This is a genomic window from Pseudomonas sp. WPR_5_2 (assembly GCF_003634475.1).
GTDB lineage: Bacteria > Pseudomonadota > Gammaproteobacteria > Pseudomonadales > Pseudomonadaceae > Aquipseudomonas > Aquipseudomonas izuensis.
This window is the reverse complement of the sequence record NZ_RBLA01000003.1, coordinates 103,700-124,966: the sequence shown is the minus strand read 5'-3', so window position 1 is coordinate 124,966 and position 21,267 is coordinate 103,700. Positions and strand designations below refer to the sequence as shown.

At 61.0% G+C, this 21,267-nt stretch carries 19 protein-coding genes; 13 read left to right on the top strand and 6 right to left on the bottom strand.

Annotated features, from left to right (window positions below; all coding sequences use genetic code 11):
• The first annotated feature begins 63 nt into the window (after positions 1-63).
• The 4 genes from BJ917_RS13050 to BJ917_RS13035 all read left to right on the top strand — a co-directional run bounded on the left by BJ917_RS13050 (position 64) and on the right by BJ917_RS13035 (position 3,238).
• Positions 64-426 carry an ArsC family reductase gene (locus tag BJ917_RS13050; protein ID WP_096513173.1) on the top strand — a complete coding sequence of 121 codons (363 nt, stop codon included), beginning with the start codon at positions 64-66 and terminating at the stop codon, positions 424-426.
• A gap of 32 nt (positions 427-458) precedes the next feature.
• A complete protein-coding gene (dapD, locus tag BJ917_RS13045; protein ID WP_096513174.1) occupies positions 459-1,493 on the top strand; it encodes a 2,3,4,5-tetrahydropyridine-2,6-dicarboxylate N-succinyltransferase in 1,035 nt (344 codons plus the stop codon).
• A 138-nt stretch (positions 1,494-1,631) separates the two neighbouring features.
• On the top strand, positions 1,632-2,837 hold the full coding sequence (locus BJ917_RS13040) for an aminotransferase class V-fold PLP-dependent enzyme (RefSeq protein ID WP_096513175.1): 1,206 nt from the start codon (positions 1,632-1,634) through the stop codon (positions 2,835-2,837).
• On the top strand, positions 2,834-3,238 hold the full coding sequence (locus BJ917_RS13035) for a SufE family protein (protein ID WP_096513176.1): 405 nt from the start codon (positions 2,834-2,836) through the stop codon (positions 3,236-3,238). The genes BJ917_RS13040 and BJ917_RS13035 overlap by 4 nt, the downstream gene beginning before the upstream one ends.
• A gap of 85 nt (positions 3,239-3,323) precedes the next feature.
• On the opposite strand, the gene tcdA is transcribed toward BJ917_RS13035, so the two are convergent.
• Positions 3,324-4,136 carry a tRNA cyclic N6-threonylcarbamoyladenosine(37) synthase TcdA gene (gene tcdA, locus BJ917_RS13030; protein ID WP_372237721.1) on the bottom strand — a complete coding sequence of 271 codons (813 nt, stop codon included), beginning with the start codon at positions 4,134-4,136 and terminating at the stop codon, positions 3,324-3,326.
• 218 nt (positions 4,137-4,354) lie between these two features.
• Here tcdA and BJ917_RS13025 point away from each other — a divergent pair, with 218 nt between their 5' ends.
• From BJ917_RS13025 to BJ917_RS13010, 4 genes are all read left to right on the top strand, one after another.
• Entirely contained in the window at positions 4,355-6,946 is a 2,592-nt protein-coding gene (locus BJ917_RS13025) for a glycosyltransferase (protein ID WP_096513177.1), read from the top strand.
• A gap of 229 nt (positions 6,947-7,175) precedes the next feature.
• Positions 7,176-8,327 (top strand): succinyl-diaminopimelate desuccinylase, encoded by a 1,152-nt coding sequence (gene dapE, locus BJ917_RS13020; protein WP_121103573.1) that lies wholly within the window; start codon positions 7,176-7,178, stop codon positions 8,325-8,327.
• Entirely contained in the window at positions 8,327-9,136 is an 810-nt protein-coding gene (locus tag BJ917_RS13015; RefSeq protein ID WP_096513179.1) for a putative RNA methyltransferase, read from the top strand. The genes dapE and BJ917_RS13015 overlap by 1 nt, the downstream gene beginning before the upstream one ends.
• A gap of 81 nt (positions 9,137-9,217) precedes the next feature.
• Positions 9,218-9,595: a hypothetical protein gene (locus tag BJ917_RS13010; protein ID WP_096513180.1), complete on the top strand. Its 378-nt coding sequence runs from the start codon at positions 9,218-9,220 to the stop codon at positions 9,593-9,595.
• A 135-nt stretch (positions 9,596-9,730) separates the two neighbouring features.
• Here the strand turns inward: BJ917_RS13010 and BJ917_RS13005 are convergent, their stop codons facing one another.
• The gene (locus BJ917_RS13005) at positions 9,731-9,940 is read right to left on the bottom strand and encodes a cold-shock protein (protein WP_096513181.1); all 210 of its coding nucleotides are present in this window, start codon (positions 9,938-9,940) and stop codon (positions 9,731-9,733) included.
• A gap of 237 nt (positions 9,941-10,177) precedes the next feature.
• Between BJ917_RS13005 and plsB the strand changes: the two genes are divergently transcribed.
• From plsB to BJ917_RS12990, 3 genes are read left to right on the top strand one after another with little or no spacing between them, the layout of a single operon-like run.
• A complete protein-coding gene (plsB, locus tag BJ917_RS13000; protein ID WP_121103572.1) occupies positions 10,178-12,673 on the top strand; it encodes a glycerol-3-phosphate 1-O-acyltransferase PlsB in 2,496 nt (831 codons plus the stop codon).
• Between the two features lie 52 nt (positions 12,674-12,725).
• Positions 12,726-13,124, top strand: a complete 399-nt coding sequence (locus BJ917_RS12995; protein ID WP_121103571.1) for a YbaY family lipoprotein — start codon at positions 12,726-12,728, stop codon at positions 13,122-13,124.
• Between the two features lie 26 nt (positions 13,125-13,150).
• Positions 13,151-13,840 carry a DUF4197 domain-containing protein gene (locus BJ917_RS12990; RefSeq protein WP_121103570.1) on the top strand — a complete coding sequence of 230 codons (690 nt, stop codon included), beginning with the start codon at positions 13,151-13,153 and terminating at the stop codon, positions 13,838-13,840.
• A gap of 129 nt (positions 13,841-13,969) precedes the next feature.
• On the opposite strand, the gene BJ917_RS12985 is transcribed toward BJ917_RS12990, so the two are convergent.
• The 3 genes from BJ917_RS12985 to BJ917_RS12975 all read right to left on the bottom strand — a co-directional run bounded on the left by BJ917_RS12985 (position 13,970) and on the right by BJ917_RS12975 (position 18,881).
• Positions 13,970-14,251, bottom strand: a complete 282-nt coding sequence (locus BJ917_RS12985; RefSeq protein ID WP_121103569.1) for a DUF6124 family protein — start codon at positions 14,249-14,251, stop codon at positions 13,970-13,972.
• 457 nt (positions 14,252-14,708) lie between these two features.
• Complete coding sequence (locus tag BJ917_RS12980; RefSeq protein ID WP_121103568.1) at positions 14,709-17,774, bottom strand: efflux RND transporter permease subunit; 3,066 nt, start codon at positions 17,772-17,774, stop codon at positions 14,709-14,711.
• Between the two features lie 6 nt (positions 17,775-17,780).
• On the bottom strand, positions 17,781-18,881 hold the full coding sequence (locus BJ917_RS12975; protein ID WP_096513186.1) for an efflux RND transporter periplasmic adaptor subunit: 1,101 nt from the start codon (positions 18,879-18,881) through the stop codon (positions 17,781-17,783).
• A 93-nt stretch (positions 18,882-18,974) separates the two neighbouring features.
• On the opposite strand from BJ917_RS12975, the gene BJ917_RS12970 reads away from it, so the two are divergent.
• On the top strand, positions 18,975-19,619 hold the full coding sequence (locus BJ917_RS12970) for a TetR/AcrR family transcriptional regulator (RefSeq protein WP_096513187.1): 645 nt from the start codon (positions 18,975-18,977) through the stop codon (positions 19,617-19,619).
• Positions 19,620-19,767: 148 nt separating this feature from the next.
• Here the strand turns inward: BJ917_RS12970 and BJ917_RS12965 are convergent, their stop codons facing one another.
• Positions 19,768-20,550 (bottom strand): class I SAM-dependent methyltransferase, encoded by a 783-nt coding sequence (locus BJ917_RS12965; protein ID WP_121103567.1) that lies wholly within the window; start codon positions 20,548-20,550, stop codon positions 19,768-19,770.
• A gap of 93 nt (positions 20,551-20,643) precedes the next feature.
• On the opposite strand from BJ917_RS12965, the gene BJ917_RS12960 reads away from it, so the two are divergent.
• Complete coding sequence (locus tag BJ917_RS12960) at positions 20,644-21,267, top strand: energy transducer TonB (RefSeq protein ID WP_096513189.1); 624 nt, start codon at positions 20,644-20,646, stop codon at positions 21,265-21,267.

The following is a 21,267-nucleotide window of genomic DNA, read 5'->3' as shown; positions in this document are numbered from 1 at the left end:
ACCGTCCGGTCATGGCATAATCCGACACCTTTTTTCTCCAGCACCTGTAAAGGGGGCGATTCCTTGACCGTTTCAAGCAAAACGTTGCACCTTTTCGGCATCAAAGCCTGCGACACCATGAAAAAGGCGCGCACCTGGCTCGATGAACACGCTGTCAGCTATGACTTTCATGATTACAAAGCGGTCGGTATCGACCGTGAACACCTGACCCAGTGGTGCAATGAGCATGGTTGGGAAGTGGTGTTGAACCGTGCAGGTACGACCTTTCGCAAGCTCGACGACGAACGCAAAGCCGATCTCGACCAGTCGAAAGCCATCGAACTGATGCTCGCCCAACCTTCGATGATCAAGCGCCCGGTGCTCGATCTCGGTGACCGAACCCTGATTGGCTTCAAGCCAGATAGCTACGCGGCAGCTCTGAAGTAAGCGGCCCGTTTCAATTTTTTAGAGGTATCAACATGTCCACTACCCTGTTCAGCCTGGCCTTCGGTGTCGGCACTCAAAACCGTCAAGGCGCCTGGCTGGAAGTGTTCTACGCACAGCCACTGCTCAACCCGTCGGCCGAACTGGTCGCCGCTATCGCACCGATCCTGGGCTACAGCGAAGGCAACCAGGCCATCGCCTTCACCACCGCTCAAGCCGCGCAACTGGCTGAAGCCGTCAAGGGCGTCGATGCTGCCCAGGCTGCCCTGTTGACCCGCCTGGCCGAAAGCCACAAGCCGCTGGTCGCCACCCTGCTGGCCGAAGATGCCCAGCTGTCGTCGACCCCTGAGGCTTACCTCAAGCTGCACCTGCTGTCCCATCGCCTGGTCAAGCCACACGGCCTGAACCTGGCCGGTATCTTCCCGTTGCTGCCGAACGTGGCCTGGACCAGCCAGGGCGCCATCGATCTGTCCGAACTGGCCGAGCATCAACTCGAAGCCCGCCTGCGCGGTGAGCTGCTGGAAGTGTTCTCGGTGGACAAATTCCCGAAAATGACCGACTACGTGGTACCGGCCGGCGTGCGTATCGCTGATGCGGCACGTCTGCGCCTGGGTGCTTACGTCGGCGAAGGCACCACCGTGATGCACGAAGGTTTCATCAACTTCAACGCCGGTACCGAAGGCCCGGGCATGATCGAAGGCCGTGTTTCCGCGGGCGTATTCGTCGGCAAGGGTTCGGACCTGGGCGGCGGTTGCTCGACCATGGGCACCCTGTCGGGTGGCGGCAACATCGTGATCAAGGTGGGCGAAGGCTGCCTGATCGGCGCCAACGCCGGTATCGGTATCCCGTTGGGCGACCGCAACACCGTTGAGTCGGGCCTGTACGTCACCGCCGGCACCAAAGTGGCGCTGCTGGACGAGAAAAACCAACTGGTCAAAGTCGTGAAGGCTCGTGAGCTGGCCGGTCAGACCGACCTGCTGTTCCGCCGCAATTCGGAAACCGGTGCCGTGGAGTGCAAAACCCACAAATCGGCCATCGAACTGAACGAAGCGCTGCACGCTCACAACTAAGCAGCGCGTCATAGACATTCTGTGGGAGCATGGCTTGCCCGCGATGCTTTTGGCGGCCTCATGGGCCCCATCGCGAGCAAGCTTTGCTCCCACAGAAGTGCTGTGTACACCCGCCCATGTTGACCAGGGCCCTAAAGCATGATGATTCCCTCTCCCTGGCGCGCCGATTTCCCGGCCATCGCCGCCCTGCAACGGCAAGACCAGACCTATCTGGACAACGCCGCCACCACGCAAAAACCTCAAGCCTTGCTCGATGCCCTGGCGCATTACTATGCCAACGGCGCGGCCAACGTGCACCGGGCGCAACACCTGCCCGGCGCCCACGCCACCCAGGCGTTCGAGGACAGCCGCCGCAAAGCCGCGCAATGGCTCAATGCCGGTGACAGCGGCCAGATCATCTTCACCCACGGCGCGACGTCTGCGCTGAATCTCCTGGCCTACGGCCTGGAGCACCTATTCCAACCGGGCGATGAAATTGTCATCAGCGCCCTGGAACACCACGCCAACCTGCTGCCGTGGCAGCAACTGGCGCATCGCCATGAACTGAAACTGGTGATCCTGCCATTGGATGCCGATGGCGTGATCGACCTTGAAGCCGCCACCCAATTGATCGGCCCCCGCACCCGCCTGCTGGCGGTCAGCCAGTTGTCCAACGTGATCGGCGCCTGGCAACCACTGCCCGCACTGCTGGCGATGGCCAAGGCGCACGACGCACTGACAGTCATCGACGGCGCCCAGGGCGTGGTCCATGGCCGCCACGACGTGCAGGCACTGGGTTGCGACTTCTATGTGTTCTCCAGTCACAAACTCTATGGCCCCGATGGCCTGGGCGTGTTGTTCGGGCGCAATGAAGCGCTGCAACAGCTGCGTCCCTGGCAGTTCGGCGGCGAGATGGTGCTGGACGCCAACTACCACGACGCCCGCTTTCGCCCGGCACCGCTGGGGTTCGAGGCGGGTACGCCGCCGATCGCCAGCGTGATAGGCCTGGGGGCAACCCTGGATTACCTCGCCGGACTCGATCAGGACGCCGTGTCTGCCCATGAGGCGGCGCTGCATGACTACCTGCTCAAGGGCCTTGAATCACGTAATGGCATCCGACTGCTGGGCAAGCCGCAAGTGGCGCTCGCCAGTTTCACCGTCGAGGGTGTGCATAACTCGGACCTGGCGCATTTGCTGACCGAACAGGGGATCGCCGTGCGCGCCGGCCATCACTGCGCCATGCCGCTGCTCAAAAGCTATGAACTGGCCGGGGCGATTCGGGTATCGCTGGCGCTGTACAACGATTCCGAAGATCTGGAACGGTTCTTTGAAGCGCTGGACCAGGCGCTGGAGTTACTGCGATGAACTTGCCTGCCGAGGCCGTGACAGCGCTGGAAGCCTTTCAGAATGCACCTGGCTGGGAACAACGGGCACGTCTGCTGATGCAGTGGGGCGAACGCCTGCCTGCGTTGAGCGATGTGGATATGTGCGACGCCAACCGGGTACATGGCTGTGAAAGCCAGGTGTGGCTGGTGGGCGAATTGCAGGATGGACACTGGCGATTCAAGGCCAACAGCGACGCACGGTTGATTCGCGGGCTGGTGGCGTTGCTGCTAGCGCGGGTTAACGGGTTGTCGGCGGCGGATTTGCAGCAAGTGGATTTGGCGGACTGGTTCAATCAGTTGGGGCTGGGTCGGCAGTTGTCGCAGTCGCGTAGTAACGGCTTGAATGCGGTGCTTCAGCGGATGAATGAGTTGGCTGGCTAATCGCTTTCGCGAGCAGGCTCGCTCCCACAAGGCACGCACTCCAATGTGGGAGCGAGCCTGCTCGCGAAGAGGCCCTCAGCAGCACTCAAGCCTCAGGTTTGATGCGATCCGCCGGCCGCCGCACGCCCGCCACAATCTTGTCCACCGCCTTGGTCGCCGCGACCATGCCGAACGTCGCCGTCACCATCATCACCGCGCCAAACCCGCCGGCACAGTCGAGCTTCACGCCATCGCCGACAAAACTCTTCTGCAAACAAATGCTGCCGTCCGGTTTCGGGTAGCGCAGTTGCTCGGTGGAAAACACGCACGGCACGCTGTAGTGGCGGGTCACGGTACGAGAGAAGCCGTAGTCGCGGCGCAGCGTGGAACGCACTTTGGAGGCCAACGGGTCATTGAAGGTGCGGTTCAGGTCGCAGACCTGGATCAGCGTCGGATCGATCTGCCCGCCCGCGCCGCCGGTGGTGATGATCTGGATCTTGCGGCGCTTGCACCAGGCGATCAGCGCCGCCTTGGCGTTGACGCTGTCGATGCAGTCGATCACGCAGTCGATGTTGGGCGTGATGTACTCGGCCATGGTCTCGCGGGTGACAAAATCCGGCACCGCGTGCACCGTGCAGTCAGGGTTGATCCCGCGCAGGCGCTCGGCCATCACCTCGACCTTGGGCTTGCCGACGGTACTGTCCAGCGCGTGCAACTGACGGTTGGCGTTGCTGACACAGACATCGTCCAGGTCGAACAGCGAAATCTCGCCCACACCGCAACGGGCCATGGCTTCCGCCGCCCAGGAACCGACGCCACCCACACCGACGATCGCCACATGGGCCGCGCGCAGACGCTCGAGCCCTTCGATGCCATACAAACGGGCGATGCCAGCAAACCGCGGATCTTCTGTACTCATGACCAACACCTCAAAAACCGGCGCGCATTATAGGGCTACCCGGCTAGAAGTTTTAAGTTTCAAGCTACAAGTGTAAGAACTTATGTGAAAGCCGATTGCCCAATGTCGGGCAATTCCCTGTCTGCTGTACGGTCAGGGAAGGCCCGGTGTAGGATGCGCGCCCCTTGGCGACTGCCAACCGTTCCTTCGTTCCACAGCCTTTGGAACCTGAAATAACCATGTCATCGCGTAAATTTGGACTCAACCTGGTGGTGGTGCTCGCCATCGCCGCCTTGTTTACCGGCTTCTGGGCGCTGATCAATCGCCCGGTCACCGCCCCCAACTGGCCTGAACAGATCTCTGGCTTCTCCTATTCGCCGTTCCAGCAAGGTCAATTCCCACAGAAAGAACAGTACCCGACCGACGAAGAGATGCGTCGCGACCTCGAGATCATGAGCAAGCTGACGGACAACATCCGTATCTATTCGGTTGATGGCACGCTGGAGAACATCCCGAAACTGGCGGAAGAGTTCGGCTTGCGGGTGACGCTGGGGATCTGGATCAGTCCGGATCAGGAACGCAACGAACGGGAGATCAAACGCGCCATCGAAATCGCCAACTCCTCGCGCAGCGTGGTTCGGGTGGTTGTCGGTAACGAAGCGCTATTCCGTAAGGAAATCACCGCCCAGGAGCTCAGCGTACTGCTCGATCGTGTCCGGGCCGCCGTGAAGGTGCCGGTGACCACGTCCGAACAGTGGCACGTTTGGGAAGAGCACCCTGAGCTGGCCAAGCACGTCGACCTGATTGCCGCGCACATCCTGCCCTACTGGGAATTCATCCCGGTGGACAAGGCCCAGCAGTTCGTTCTGGACCGCGCCCGCGACCTGAAGAAGATGTTCCCGAAAAAACCGCTGCTGCTGTCCGAAGTCGGCTGGCCGAGCAACGGTCGCATGCGCGGTGGTGCCGATGCATCGCCGGCGGACCAGGCGATTTACCTGCGTACGCTGGTCAACAAGCTCAACCGCCAGGGCTTCAACTACTTTGTGATCGAAGCTTTCGACCAACCTTGGAAGGCCAGTGACGAAGGCTCCGTAGGCGCTTATTGGGGCGTGTTCAACGCCGCACGTCAGCAGAAATTCAACTTCGAAGGCCCGGTGGTCGCGATCCCGCAATGGCGCGTGCTGGCGGTTGGCTCGGTGGTGCTGGCGTTGTTGTCGCTGACCCTGCTGATGATCGACGGCTCGGCCCTGCGCCAGCGTGGCCGAACCTTCCTGACCTTTATCGCGTTCCTCTGCGGTTCGGTGCTGGTGTGGATCGGTTATGACTACAGCCTGCAATACAGCACCTGGTTCAGCCTGACAGTGGGCATCCTGCTCGCCCTCGGCGCGCTCGGGGTGTTTATCGTGTTGCTGACCGAGGCCCACGAACTGGCCGAAGCGGTGTGGATTCACAAGCGGCGCCGGGAATTCCTGCCGGTGGAGGGTGACTCCAGCTACCGCCCGAAAGTGTCGATCCACGTTCCCTGCTACAACGAGCCGCCGGAGATGGTCAAACAGACCCTCGATGCCCTGGCCAATCTCGACTATCCGGACTTCGAAGTCCTGATCATCGATAACAACACCAAGGACCCGGCGGTCTGGGAGCCGGTGCGCGACTACTGCGAAACCCTCGGCCCGCGCTTCAAGTTCTTCCATGTCGCGCCATTGGCCGGCTTCAAGGGCGGCGCGCTGAACTACCTGATTCCGCACACCGCCAAGGATGCCGAAGTGATTGCGGTGATCGACTCCGATTACTGCGTGCACCCCAACTGGCTCAAGCACATGGTGCCGCACTTCGCCGATCCGAAAATCGCCGTGGTGCAGTCGCCGCAGGACTACCGCGACCAGAACGAAAGCACTTTCAAGAAGCTCTGCTACGCGGAATACAAAGGCTTCTTCCATATCGGCATGGTCACCCGCAACGACCGCGACGCGATCATCCAGCACGGCACCATGACCATGACCCGTCGCTCGGTGCTCGAGGAACTGGGCTGGGCCGACTGGTGCATCTGCGAAGACGCCGAGCTGGGCCTGCGGGTGTTCGAAAAAGGTCTGTCGGCGGCGTATTACCACGACAGCTACGGCAAGGGCCTGATGCCCGATACCTTTATCGACTTCAAGAAACAGCGCTTCCGCTGGGCCTATGGCGCGATTCAGATCATCAAGCGTCACACCCGCAGCCTGCTGCGCGGCAAGGACACCGAGCTGACCCGCGGCCAGCGCTACCACTTCCTCGCGGGCTGGTTGCCGTGGGTGGCGGACGGCATGAACATCTTCTTCACCGTCGGCGCGCTGTTGTGGTCGGCGGCGATGATCATCGTGCCGCAACGGGTTGATCCGCCGCTGCTGATTTTCGCGATCCCGCCACTGGCGTTGTTCGTGTTCAAGGTCGGCAAGATCATCTTCCTTTACCGTCGCGCCGTGGGCGTGAACCTCAAGGATGCGTTCTGCGCGGCCCTGGCCGGGCTGGCGTTGTCGCACACCATCGCCAAAGCGGTGCTGTACGGGTTCTTCACCAGCAGCATTCCGTTCTTCCGCACGCCGAAGAACGCCGATAACCACGGCTTCTGGGTGGCGATTTCGGAAGCGCGGGAAGAGGTGTTCATCATGCTGTTGCTGTGGGGCGCGGCGCTGGGGATCTTCCTGGTCAACGGCATGCCGAGCAATGACATGCGCTTCTGGGTGACCATGTTGCTGGTGCAGTCGCTGCCGTACCTGGCGGCGCTGATCATGGCGTTCCTGTCGTCCCTGCCGAAACCGACCGCCGAGACCGAAACGGCACCAGCGGTCTAAATCTTCACCGATGCACTAAACGGCGGCCAATGGTCGCCGTTTTGCTTTAAGATAACCGCCATTTTGCGGGGCCTGCGGCCCAATGGCCGGACCTGAGCCCTGTGGGAGCGAGCCTGCTCGCGAAGGCGTTGTAACAATCAACGTTTATGTTGGCTGATATACCGCATTCGCGAGCAGGCTCGCTCCCACAGTGAGTCCGTGCCCACATTCATGATTTTCGGAGTTTTCCATGACGGCCCAAGCCGACCTTTCGCCGACCCTCCAACTCGCCATCGACCTGATCCGCCGTCCGTCCGTGACGCCGGTCGACGCCGATTGCCAGAAGCAGATGATGCAGCGCCTGGGCGATGCCGGTTTCATGCTGGAACCGATGCGCATCGAAGATGTGGATAACTTCTGGGCCACCCACGGCAAACACGACGGCCCGGTGCTGTGCTTCGCCGGTCACACCGACGTGGTGCCGACAGGTCCAGTGACCGCCTGGCAGATCGACCCGTTCAACGCGGTGATCGACGAACACGGCATGCTCTGCGGCCGTGGCGCGGCAGACATGAAAGGTAGCCTCGCGTCCATGACCGTGGCGGCCGAGCGTTTCGTCGCCGACTACCCGGATCACAAGGGCAAGGTTGCCTTCCTGATCACCAGCGACGAAGAAGGCCCGGCGCACCACGGCACCAAGGCGGTGATCGAACGTCTGGTGGCACGCAAGGAGCGCCTGGATTGGTGCATCGTCGGCGAACCGTCGAGTACCACCCTGGTGGGTGACGTGGTCAAGAACGGGCGTCGCGGCTCCCTCGGCGCCAAGCTCACCGTACGCGGCGTGCAGGGTCACGTGGCCTACCCGCACCTGGCCAAGAACCCGATCCACCTCGCCGCCCCGGCCCTGGCCGAACTGGCCGCCGAGCACTGGGACCACGGCAACGACTTCTTCCCGCCGACCAGTTTCCAGATCTCCAATGTGAACTCCGGCACCGGCGCGACCAACGTCATCCCCGGTGATCTGGTGGCAGTGTTCAACTTCCGCTTCTCCACCGAATCCACCGTCGAAGGCCTCCAGAAGCGCGTCGCCGACATCCTCGACAAGCATGGCCTGGACTGGCACATCGATTGGGCATTGTCGGGCCTGCCGTTCCTCACCGAACCGGGCGCTCTGCTCGACGCGGTGTCGTCGAGCATCAAGGACATCACCGGTCGCGAAACCAAGGCCTCCACCAGTGGCGGTACCTCCGACGGGCGTTTCATCGCGACCATGGGCACGCAAGTGGTCGAACTGGGGCCGGTCAACGCGACCATCCACCAGGTCAACGAGCGTGTATTGGCGGCCGACCTCGATGTACTGACCGAGATCTACTACCAGACCCTGATCAAGTTGCTCGCCTGATGCTCGCTTGCCCGATCTGCAGCGAACCGCTCAATGCGGTGGACAACGGCGTGGCCTGCCCCGCCGGGCACCGCTTCGACCGTGCGCGCCAGGGTTACCTGAACCTGCTGCCGGTGCAGCACAAGAACAGCCGTGACCCAGGGGATAACCAGGCGATGGTCGAAGCCCGTCGCGACTTCCTCAACGCCGGGCACTATGCGCCGGTGGCCAGACGCCTGGCAGAGCTGGCGGCCGGTTATGCGCCGGCGCGTTGGGTCGACATCGGCTGTGGCGAGGGTTACTACACCGCGCAAATCGCCGACGCCCTACCGGATGCCGACGGCTACGCGCTGGACATCTCCCGGGAAGCGGTCAAACGCGCTTGCAAACGCAATCCGCGACTGACCTGGTTGATCGCCAGCATGGCGCGGGTACCATTGGCATCGGGCAGTTGCCAGTTCCTGGCCAGCGTCTTCAGCCCGTTGGACTGGCAGGAGGCCAAACGTCTGCTCAGCCCCGGTGGCGGCCTGATGAAAGTCGGACCGACCAGCGGCCATCTGATGGAATTGCGCGAGCGGCTGTACGACGAAGTCCGCGAATACACCGACGACAAACACCTGGCCCTGGTGCCGGAAGGCATGGCGCTGGCGCACAGTGAAACCCTGGAATACAAACTGACGCTTGCCAGCGGTCAGGACCGGGCGAATCTGCTGGCCATGACGCCTCACGGCTGGCGCGCCAGTGCCGAGCGCCGGGCGGCGGTCATCGAGCAGGCGGAGCCGTTCGAGGTCACCGTTTCGATGCGCTACGATTATTTCATTCTTCAATAGTTATTCATTTTGGTCCTGGGCAACGGCCCAGGACCGGCTAAATCCGCGAATGGATTTTTCAGACACGCAGTGAGGACATCCATGCGCCAACCCGATATCGAGATTTACCTGAAAGACGCCGACGTCGACCATAAGGCGGTTTCCGCCTGGCTCAGTGCGGCATTGGGCCCATGCACCGACTGGGTCCAGAAAGGCCAGACCTACAAGTGCAAGGCCGGCAATGTGCCGGTGACCTGGTTGCCCAAAGCCGTGGGCAAATGGAACAGCCTGTACCTGGAAAGTGACCAGACCCCGTGGGACGACGACATCGCCTGCGCCCGCGCCGCGTTTGCCGCGCTGAACGTCGAAGTGCGTTGCGCGCCGGGCAGTTGGGTCGAGGAAGAAGGTGAGGAGACGGCGGATCGCTGGATTCGCATCAGCGCCGACGGTGAAGAAGAGATCACCTGGAAAACGGCTTAACCCACGGCACCGCAATCCCGTGGGAGCAAGGCTTGCCCGCGATGGCGGTGTGTCAATCGACATAATGTTTACTGACACACTGCCATCGCGGGCAAGCCTTGCTCCCACAGGGTTTTGTATGATTTGTAGACTGGTTTAAAGCCCTACAACATCCTCAGCCTGCAACCCCTTCTGCCCTTCCACCACCCCGTACTCGACCTGTTGGCCTTCGGTCAGCGAGCGGTGGCCCTCACCGCGAATCGCGCGGTAGTGCACGAACACATCCACCCCGTCTTCGCGCTGAATGAAGCCGTAGCCCTTGGCGTCGTTGAACCACTTCACGTTGCCGGTTTCACGTGTTGCCATCTGTTCATACTCCTTTTTTATTATTGATCGGGCTTTTCGCAGGAAAGCCTCGGGAACGTCAGCCTGCACATGCCGTCCCATAAAGGGCTGCGGCGACAGAGCGCCGAGTATATGTCAGACATTTAATCTCTCAATAGCACTTTGATTGCCGCTTTTTTGCCGATTTTCGGCGAATCCGGCACACTATCCAGCTCCCGAGCAAACGCTCGGTTTTTTATTCACTCATGCAGATGCCGTATGACCCGTTCCCCGCTCCGCCGTCTTGTGTTTGGCACCCTGCGCCGACTGTTGTACCTCTGGGTTCGCTCGGAAACGATCAACCAGTCGTCGTTCACCCTCAACCTCGACCGCAGTCGTCCGGTGTTCTACGTCCTGCAAAACCCTTCGCTGACCGACCTCGCCGTGGTCGACACCGAATGCAGCAAGGCTGGCTTGCCGCGCCCGGTACTGCCGGTATCGGTGGGTAACCTGCTGGAACCGGCGGCGTTCTTCTACCTGACACCGGACCCGGACTGGCTCGGCCGCCAGGACAAGCGTGGCGCACCGCCGACCTTGACCCGCCTCGTCAGCGCCCTGAGCCAGAATGCCGCCGAAGATGCGCAGATCATTCCGGTCAGCGTGTTCTGGGGCCAGTCGCCGGACAGCGAGTCGAGCCCGTGGAAGTTGCTGTTTGCCGACAGTTGGGCGGTCACCGGGCGATTGCGCCGCCTACTCAGCATCATCGTGCTGGGACGCAAGACCCGCGTGCAGTTCTCCGCGCCGATCCACCTGCGCGAGCTGATCGAGCACAACAAAGGCCACGAACGCACCGTGCGCATGGCCCAGCGCATCCTGCGGGTACATTTCCGCAATTTGAAAACCGCCGTCATTGGCCCGGACATTTCCCACCGGCGCAACCTGGTCAAGGGCCTGGTCAATCAGCCGCTGGTCAAGCAGGCGATCATCGACGAAGCCGAGCGCGAAAACATCTCCCCGGAGAAAGCCAAGGCCCAGGCGTTGCGCTACGGCAACGAGATCGCCTCGGATTACACCTACACGGCGATCCGCTTTATGGAAGTGGTGCTGAGCTGGTTCTGGAACAAGATCTACGACGGTATCAAGGTCAACAACATCGAAGGCGTGCAGAAGGTCGCCCCAGGTTACGAAGTGATCTATGTGCCGTGCCATCGCAGCCATATCGACTACCTGCTGCTCTCCTACCTGCTGTTCCGCAACGGCCTGACCCCGCCGCACATCGCCGCCGGGATCAACCTGAACATGCCAGGCATCGGCGGCCTGCTGCGCCGTGGCGGTGCGTTTTTCATGCGCCGCACGTTCAAGGGCAACCCGCTGTACACCTCGGTGTTCAACGAATACCTGCACACGCTGTTCACCAAGGGCTTCCCGGTGGAGTACTTCGTCGAGGGTGGCCGTTCGCGCACCGGGCGCATGCTGCAACCGAAAACCGGGATGCTGGCGATCACCCTGCGCAGCTTCCTGCGCTCCTCGCGCGTGCCCATCGTGTTCGTGCCGGTGTACATCGGTTATGAGCGCGTGCTGGAAGGCCGCACTTACCTCGGCGAATTGCGCGGGGCGAGCAAGAAGAAAGAATCGATCTTCGACATCTTCAAAGTCATCGGCGCGCTCAAGCAGCGTTTCGGCCAGGTGGCGGTGAACTTCGGCGAGCCGATCAAACTGGCGGAGTTCCTCGACAGCGAACAGCCAGACTGGCGCAAACAGGAGTTCGGCCCGCAGTTCAAGCCCGCTTGGCTCAACGAAACCACCAATCGCCTCGGGGATAAAGTCGCGCAGCATCTGAATGAAGCGGCCGCGATCAACCCGGTCAACCTGGTGGCGTTGGCGCTGCTGTCCACCAGCCGTCTGGCTCTGGACGATCGCGCCATGGCACGGGTCCTCGATCTGTACCTGGCGCTATTGCGCAAGGTCCCGTACTCACCGCATACCACGTTGCCGGACGGTGACGGTCGAGCGCTGATCGAGCATGTGAAGGACATGGACCTGCTCTCCGAGCAGAGCGATGCCCTGGGCAAGATTCTGTATCTGGACGAGCAGAACGCCGTCCTGATGACCTACTACCGCAACAACGTGCTGCATATCTTCGCCTTGCCGGCGCTGCTGGCGAGTTTCTTCCAGAGCGCATCGCGCATGAACCGTGAACAGATCCTGCGCTACACCCGCGCGCTGTACCCGTACCTGCAAGCGGAGTTGTTCATTCGCTGGTCGCTGGACGAGCTGGACGCGGTGATCGATCAATGGCTGGAAGCGTTCGTCGAACAAGGCCTGCTGCGCTTCGAGAACGACGTCTACCTGCGCCCTGCCCCAAGCTCGCGGCATTTCGTACTGCTGACGCTGCTGTCGAAAAGCATCGCCCAGACCTTGCAGCGCTTCTACATGACCGTTTCCCTGCTGCTCAACAGCGGCCAGAACAGCATCAGCGCCGAAGAACTGGAAGACCTGTGCACGGTCATGGCCCAGCGCCTGTCGATCCTGCACGGCCTGAACGCCCCGGAATTCTTTGACAAGAGCCTGTTCCGCCACTTCATCCAGACCCTGCTCGATCTCGACGTACTCAAGCGCGACGATGCCGGCAAGCTGGGCTATCACGAACTGCTCGGCGAATTGGCCGAAGGTGCGGCCAAACGGGTGTTGCCGGCGGAAATCCGCTTGTCGATCCGGCAGGTGGCGTTGCATCGCGTTGAAGATGCGGCCGATCAACCCGTTCAAACCGTCTAAATTGATCAGGGCGTCAGGCGGTTCTGACGCCCCCAGACATGGAGATAGTCCGATGAAAAAACTGTCCCTGATCGCAGTCGCCCTGCTGCTGACAGCTTGCCAGCACCCAACACCTGCGCCCAAGGCAACCCTCAACGGTGAAGTCTTCTATCTGCAACGCATTGCGCTGCCGCCCACCGCCGTCCTGAGTGTCAGCCTGCAAGACATCTCACTCGCCGATGCCCCGGCCAAGGTTATCGATGAGCAACGCGGACCGGTCAAAGGCCAGGTGCCCTTGCCGTTCCACCTCAGCTACGACCCATTGCAGATCGAGCCCAACCATCGTTACTCGGTGAGCGCTCGCATTGAGGTCGATGGCAAACTGCTGTTCATCACCACTGAGAATCACGCCGTGCGGCTGGACGGCACCGATCCACAGCCATTGAAGGTTCGCGTCGACGCGGCCCGCTAAGTGTCTTTTTGAAAAAGGAAGTTGCCATGCTCCGCCCTACCCTCCGTTTTGCCGGCCTGTGTGCAGGCCTGATGATTTCCGTGAGCGCTCTGGCGCTGTCCCTGAGTGACCTGTCGCAAAAAGACGCCACCGGTGGCCTCAAGGACGCCCTGACCCAAGGTGCTCAACTGGCCGTGAAACAGCTCGGCACACCGGGCGGTTTCAGCAACAACCCGGACGTGAAAATCGAACTGCCTGGCAAACTGGGCAAAGTCGCGAGCAAGATGAAACAGTTCGGCATGGGTGATCAGGTCGATGAGCTGGAAGCCAGCATGAACAAAGCGGCAGAAACCGCAGTTGTCCAGGCCCAGCCGATCCTCGTCGATGCCGTGAAGAAAATGACCGTCGATGATGCCAAGGGCATCCTCAGCGGCGGCAACGACTCGGCCACCCAATACCTGAACAAGACCAGCCGCGAACAGATCCGCGTCAAGTTCCTGCCGATCGTCAAGCAAGCTACCGACAAGGTTGGCCTGGCCCAGCAGTACAACTCGTTCGCCGGGCAAGCGGCGACCATGGGCGTAGTGGATGCGAAAAACGCCAACGTCGAAAACTACGTCACCGAGCAAGCGCTCAATGGCTTGTTCGAGATGATCGGCAAACAGGAAGAAGCCATTCGCAAGGATCCGGCGGCGGCGGCGACCAGTTTGGCGAAGAAGGTCTTCGGCTCCCTCTGACCCGCAACACAAAACCTGTAGGAGCAAAGCTTGCTCGCGATGGCCACTCCTCGGCCTGACTGATAGAACAACTTTCACCGTTTGAAGAAAGCCCGCTGACTCTCCCAGAGTCAGCGGGCTTTTTGTTTGCTATTGCTGCGGTTCGATCTGATCCAGCACACGGTTCACCGACAGCTGCGCCAGCACAATCATCTGTTGAATACCCAGCACCAGATTGCACGTCGGGCCGATCAGGCTGGAAGACAATTCCGTGGCCATGACATTGGCTGAAGCAAGGGTTTCATGGGTATGGGCAAGGAGGGTTTCGGAACGGATGCCCGGATGGATGGTGAAAATTGGACAGGGGCGGTAAGTGGTTTTCGCCTGTAGACCCGGGGTTGCATCTGGGGGATTTGGACTGTGTTTGATCATAGTGGAGCTCCTAACGAAAGTCGGAGCGAATACCAGCCGAAAACCAGATGAGGGCTTCCCCTCAACCATAGAATCTCCCACAGTTGAATTGGGGGAAGTCTGCAAAATCAGGTCGGCTGTCAGGCCGCCTCGCGTTGCTTTGGCTTTTGATCTTCTTGCCACCTCGAGAGGCCGAGTGGAGGTTCTGCGCAGTGGGCAAACCGGCATGGATGCCGGTTTAGCCGCGCCCGGCCAGGGATGGCCGATCGCGGCGGGCCCACGGAGCAGGACCGGAGCAAGGGCATGCCGAGCCTTAGCGAGGCGCCGAACGAAAGGGGCAAGAGCGCTTGGTTACTTGGCGCTCTTCCAAGTGACTCGCCGTAAGGGCGAAACCGCCAGCCGCCGTTACCGCAGGAATGGATATGTACTCAATCAACCAGGAACCTGGTCGGCCCGAAGGCCGCCAAGTCCAACGAACTCAGGCCGGCTCTTTCTTGACCCTGAACCACGCCGCATACAACGCCGGCAAGAACAACAGCGTCAACGCCGTCGCCACAATCAACCCCCCCATGATTGCCACCGCCATCGGCCCGAAAAACACACTGCGCGACAACGGAATCATCGCCAGTACCGCCGCCAGTGCCGTCAACACGATCGGCCGAAACCGCCGCACCGTGGCCTCGATGATCGCTTGCCAAGGCTTCAATCCGGCAGCGATGTCCTGCTCGATCTGATCCACCAGAATCACCGAGTTGCGCATGATCATCCCCGACAACGCGATAGTCCCGAGCATGGCCACGAAACCAAACGGCTGGCGGAACACCATCAGGAACAGCGTCACCCCGATCAGCCCCAGTGGCGCCGTCAGAAACACCATCGCCGTGCGTGAGAAACTGCGCAGTTGCAACATCAACAACGTCAGTACGACCACGATGAACAACGGCACACCGGCCTTCACCGAGTTCTGCCCGCGCGCGGAGTCTTCCACGGTGCCGCCGACATCCAGCAAATAGCCGTCCGGCAATTCGGCACGGATCGGGTCGAGGGTCGGCATGATTTGCTGCACCAGCGTCGCCGGTTGTTCCTTGCCATAGATGTCGGCGCGTACGGTCACGTTGGGCAGGCGGTTACGGTGCCAGATCACCCCTTCTTCAAAGCCGTACTCCAGGGTCGCGATTTGCGACAGGGCCACGCTGCGACCGTTGTCGGTCGGCACCGCCAGGCTTGGCAACAACGACAGCTCGGTGCGCTCATGCAAAGTGCCGCGCAGCAGGATCTCGATCAACTCGTTGTCTTCGCGATATTGGCTGACGCTGGAACCGGTCAGCGAACTTTGCAGGAACTTCGACAGGTTCACCGTGCTCACGCCCAGTGCCCGCGCACGGTCCTGATCGACATTCAGATAAACGACTTTGCTCGGTTCTTCCCAGTCCAGATGAACGTTAACCACATGAGGATTTTCGCGAACCTTGGCCGCCACTTTGCGTGCCAGTGCACGGACTTCCTCGATGTGCTCGCCGGTCACCCGGAACTGCACCGGATAGCCAACCGGCGGACCGTTTTCCAGGCGAGTGACCCGCGAACGCAGGGCCGGGAATTGTTCGTTGAGGGTAGCGATCAGCCAGGTACGCAGGGTTTCGCGCTCCTCGATGGTTTTCGCCAGCACGACAAACTGGGCGAAACTCGCGGCGGGAAGCTGCTGATCCAGCGGCAGGTAAAAACGCGGCGAGCCGGTGCCCACGTAAGCCACGTAGTTGTCGATCCCGGCCTTGTCCTTGAGCAACGCTTCGAGGCGCTTGACCTCCTCGGCAGTGTTGCTCAGTGAAGCGCCTTCGGCCAGTTTCAGATCGACCATCAATTCCAGTCGGCCCGACGCCGGGAAAAATTGCTGTGGCACAAAACGGAAGAGGAACACCGAAGCAATGAACAGAATCACCGTCGCCGCGATCACCGTCTTGCGTCGACGCACGCACCACTCCACCAGACGCCGCACCCGCTGATAAAACGGCGTGCCGTAGGGATCGGGTTGGTCAGTACCGTGTTTCGCCGCGTGAATTTTCGCCAGGTCCGGCAGGAGTTTTTCCCCGAGGTACGGCACGAAAACCACCGCCGCTACCCACGATGCCAGCAGCGCGATGGTCACCACCTGGAAGATCGAACGGGTGTATTCGCCGGTGCCCGATTGCGCGGTGGCGATCGGCAGGAACCCGGCCGCGGTAATCAACGTACCGGTGAGCATCGGGAACGCGGTGCTGGTCCAGGCATAGCTCGCCGCCTTGATCCGGTCGAAGCCCTGTTCCATTTTGATCGCCATCATTTCCACGGCGATGATCGCATCGTCCACCAGCAAACCCAGTGCCAGCACCAACGCGCCGAGGGATATCTTGTGCAGGCCGATGCCCAGGTAATACATGGTGGCGAAGGTCATGGCCAATACCAGCGGGATTGCCAAAGCGACTACCATGCCGGTGCGCACGCCAAGGGAGAAGAAGCTCACCAGCAACACGATGGCCAGGGCTTCCACCAGGACCTGGACGAACTCGCCGACACCGGTTTTCACCGCCGCCGGTTGATCGGAAACCTTGCGCAGTTGCATGCCGGCCGGGAGGTTTTTCTGGATGCGGGCGAACTCGACTTCCAGAGCTTTGCCCAACACCAGAATGTCACCGCCGTCCTTCATGGCCACGGCCAGACCGATAGCGTCCTGCGCCATGAAACGCATACGAGGCGCCGGTGGATCGTTGAAGCCACGGCGCACGTCGGCCACATCAGAGATACGGAAAGTGCGATCCCCGACCCGAATCGGAAAGTTTTTTATCTCATCGACGGTCTGAAAATTCCCCGAGACCCGTAGCTGCAATCGCTCGCTGCTGGTTTCGAAAAAGCCGGCGGTGGACACGGCATTCTGTTCTTCAAGCGCCTGCTGCACCGCTGCCAGCGGCAAGCCAAGCGTGGCGAGCTTGACGTTGGACAGCTCGATCCAGATTTTTTCATCCTGCAAGCCGAGCAGATCGACCTTGCCCACGTCCTTGACCCGTTGCAACTGAATCTGGATGCGGTCGGCATAATCCTTGAGCACGGCGTAATCGAAGCCGTCGCCAGTCAAGGCGTAGATATTGCCGAACGTGGTGCCGAACTCATCGTTGAAGAACGGCCCCTGAATACCTGGCGGCAGGGTGTGGCGGATGTCGCTGACCTTCTTGCGCACCTGATACCAGAGCTCGGGAATCTCCACCGAGTGCATGGAGTCGCGGGCAATGAACGTCACCTGTGATTCACCGGGGCGGGAGAACGACACGATGCGTTCGTACTCACCGGTTTCCATCAGCTTCTTTTCGATGCGTTCGGTGACCTGGCGCGAGACCTCTTGTGCCGTGGCGCCTGGCCAGTTGGTACGAACCACCATGGCCTTGAAGGTAAACGGCGGGTCTTCGCTCTGGCCGAGCTTGGTGTAGGACAGCGCGCCGACGATGGCCAGCAACAGCATCAGGAACAGGACGATCTGGCGATTACGCAGCGCCCATTCGGAAAGATTGAAACCCATCGGGGATTACTCCTTGTCCGCCAGATTGACCACGCGGTTGGAGCGATCCACCGGGCGCACCTGCTGCCCGTCCAGAAGCACATGGACGCCGGCGGCTACTACCCAGTCGCTGGCGTTGAGACCTTCGAGCACCGGGACGGTTTTCTCACCGAAGGCACCGATCCGCACCGGAGTTTTCTTCAGGGTGTTGTTGGCGCTGACGACCCAGACGTAGGTCACGCCGTTTTCCGCGGTCAGTGCAGACAGCGGCACCGCCAGCGGGACGGACTCGGCGGTTTGCACGAACACCCGGGCGCTCTGGCCCAGTTCGGCGGGGACTTTGCCACCGGTAAACGCGATACGGGCAGCGAAGGTGCGGGACTTCGGATCGGCGGATGGCGACAGCTCGCGGATGTGCCCGGCGAAGCGCTGATCCGGTTGCGTCCACAGTTCCACCGACACCGGTTGACCGACCTTGAAGCGGCCGAAGCTCTGCTCCGGCAGGCTGATCAATACTTCACGTTCGCCATCGGTGGCGAGGGTGAATACCGTTTGCCCGGCGGCCACGACCTGCCCGACTTCCAGCGCTCGTTTGGCCACGACACCGTCCTGTGGTGCACGCAACACGGCGTAGCTGGCCTGGTTGGTCGAGACGTTGAATTCGGCCTTGATCTGCTTGAGACGCGCTTCGCCGGAGCGGTAGAGGTTTTCCGCGTTGTCGTACTGCGAACGGCTGACCAACTGACGTTCCATCAACGTTTTATAGCGATCACGCTCGGCGCGCACCATATTCAGATTGGCCTCGGCAGCCGCGACCTGGGCACGGGTGGCCTCCAGTTGCAGGCGCACATCTTGCGGATCGAGTTCCGCCAGGGGTTGATCGGCCCTGACCCGCTGACCCTCCTCGACCAGTCGTCGGCTGACTTTACCGCCGATGCGGAATGCCAGGTCCGGTTCAAAGCGGGCACGGACTTCGCCGGGATAGCTTTCCATCACCTGGGCCGAAGGCTCTGGCTGAACCACCATGGCCGGGCGAACGCTGGTTTGGGGCGCCTCTTCGTGACCACACGCCGTCAAAAAAAACGCCAGGGTGACTGGCAACGCGAGGGGCAAGGCATAGCGGAACATGGTGAAGGACCTTTCGCTAATGGTGCTTGGAATAATTATACTGACCGGTATGTTATTAATAGCAAACTCACCAGTCCAGTAATAAAAGCGCATATGCCGAACAATCTTTCAGCACCCAACGGCCCTGGCCGCCCCAAGGATCTGGCCAAGCGCCAGGCGATCCTCGACGCGGCGAAGACGCTGTTTTTGACCAAGGGATATGCCAACACCAGCATGGATGCTGTCGCAGCGCAGGCCGGAGTATCGAAGCTCACGGTCTACAGCCATTTCAACGACAAGGAGACGCTGTTCTCCGCGGCCGTGGTGGCCAAGTGCGAGGAGCAATTGCCGCCTCTGTTTTTTGAACTGCCGGAAGGCGTGGCCGTGGAAACCGTGCTGCTGAACATTGCCCGCGGCTTCCATCACCTGATCAACAGCGACGAATCGGTGAACCTGCACCGTTTGATCATGACCCTGGGCAGCCAGGACCCGAAGCTCTCACTGATCTTCTTCGAGGCAGGCCCAGAACGCATGCTGCACGGCATGGAGCGACTGCTGAGCAAGGTGGATCAGAGTGGCGCGCTGAGCATCGATAAACCGCGTAATGCAGCGGAGCATTTTTTTTGCCTGCTCAAGGGCGCGGCGAATTTCCGGTTGTTGTACGGGTGTGGCGAGCCGTTGACCGGGGAAGCGGCGGAGAGCCATGTGCGGGAAGTTGTGGGGTTGTTTATGCGGGCTTATCGGCCCGAATCAGTCTGAGGTATTTGTGGCGTCAGGGCTGACGCCATCGCGGCGGTGCGGCGATCCGACAAGCCTTGCTCCCACAGGTTTTGTCCAGGGTTCAATGTTTGTGAACGCCTCAAACCCTGTGGGAGCAAAGCTTGCTCGCGATTGGGGCAACTCGGTCTTAAGCCTTGAGCGCTTTCTTCGGATAGATGTCATACCGACTGGACTTGCCATCCAGCGCATGACTCGGCTTGGGCCCCTCAATGCATGGCGCCTTGCGCGGGCGCTTGACTACGACCCGGTGGGTGGCCAAAGCCAATGCGGCCTGGAGCAAGGCCGGCGCATCGGGGTCATCGCCCACCAGCGGCCGGAACAGGCGCATTTCCTTCTTCACCAACGCGGTTTTCTCACGATGCGGGAACATCGGGTCGAGATAGATCACCTGCGGCGGTTCACCTTCCCAGTTGCGCATCACCTCGATCGAATTGCCCTTGAGCAAGCGCATGCGCGCCACGATCGGCGCCACGTCGAAATCTTCGGCGCCACGGGCCAGACCATCCTCGAGCAAGGCCCCAATCAACGGCTGGCGCTCGATCAGGCTCATTTCGCAGCCCAGGCTGGCCAGCACGAACGCATCCTTGCCCAGCCCCGCCGTGGCATCCAGCACCCGCGGACGCACGCCCTGAGCGATGCCAACGGCCTTGGCGATCATCTGCCCGCTGCCGCCGCCGTACAACCGGCGATGGGCCGCGCCACCCTCGACGAAGTCCACCCGCACCGGGCCAGGCGCGTCCGCGCCGAGCTGCTGCAGCTGCAAGCCCTGCTCGCCTACCTGCAACGCGAACTCACCGTTATCCACCTGCAACGGCAGCCCCAGGCGCTCGGCCCAATGCTCGGCCTGTGGCTGAAAGGTCGCGCCCAAGGCTTCGACATGGATGCGGCACGCCGCCGGTTGCTCAATCATGGGAAAAAACGCTCAAAAAATTAATGATCGGCAAAAACGGCCGATAACAAAACTATCGAGCATTTTGCCAGAGCTGAGCGTCGACCGAGAGAAATGTCAGACATTCAACCCACCATCACAGGTTTTATCTCGCCCTATGGCGACTACAACCTGCGAAACACCCAGGCACTGAGCGGCGTCAGCCACATCTGGCAGGATTTCTTTGCCCGTGCGCTGGCTGAACAGTCGGGTGAGGATGTACTGCCGCCATCGCTCAATTTTCCACCGGTCGATCTCGAAAGCCCCGTCGAACCTACCGTTGGCAGCGACCTGCTGGCGCACATCGTTTCCCAGCGCGAATGCGACGTGAAGGACAACGAGGTTCGCCCGCCCGAGCCGCTGTTCCTGCCGATTGCCGAGTTCGAAATGGACCTGGCCGACAAGCCGTTCCCACCATTCCCCCCGGAAGAAATCGTCGCCCAGCAAAAACAGCAGGACTTCGAAAGCGGCTGGGTGCGTCCGATCGTGTTGACCGCCGGTCAGCCGTTGCCGGAAGCCGGCCCGGCGCCGCAACCGCGTCCGTTGCACCTACCGATCGCCGAGTTCGAACTCGATCTGCTGGACAAGCCCTTCCCGCCGTTCTCGCCGGAAGAACTGGTGGAGCAACAAAAACAACTCGATTTCGATAACGGCTGGGCGCGCCCGATCATCCTGCAGAACCTGCGCCTCGCCGCCTGA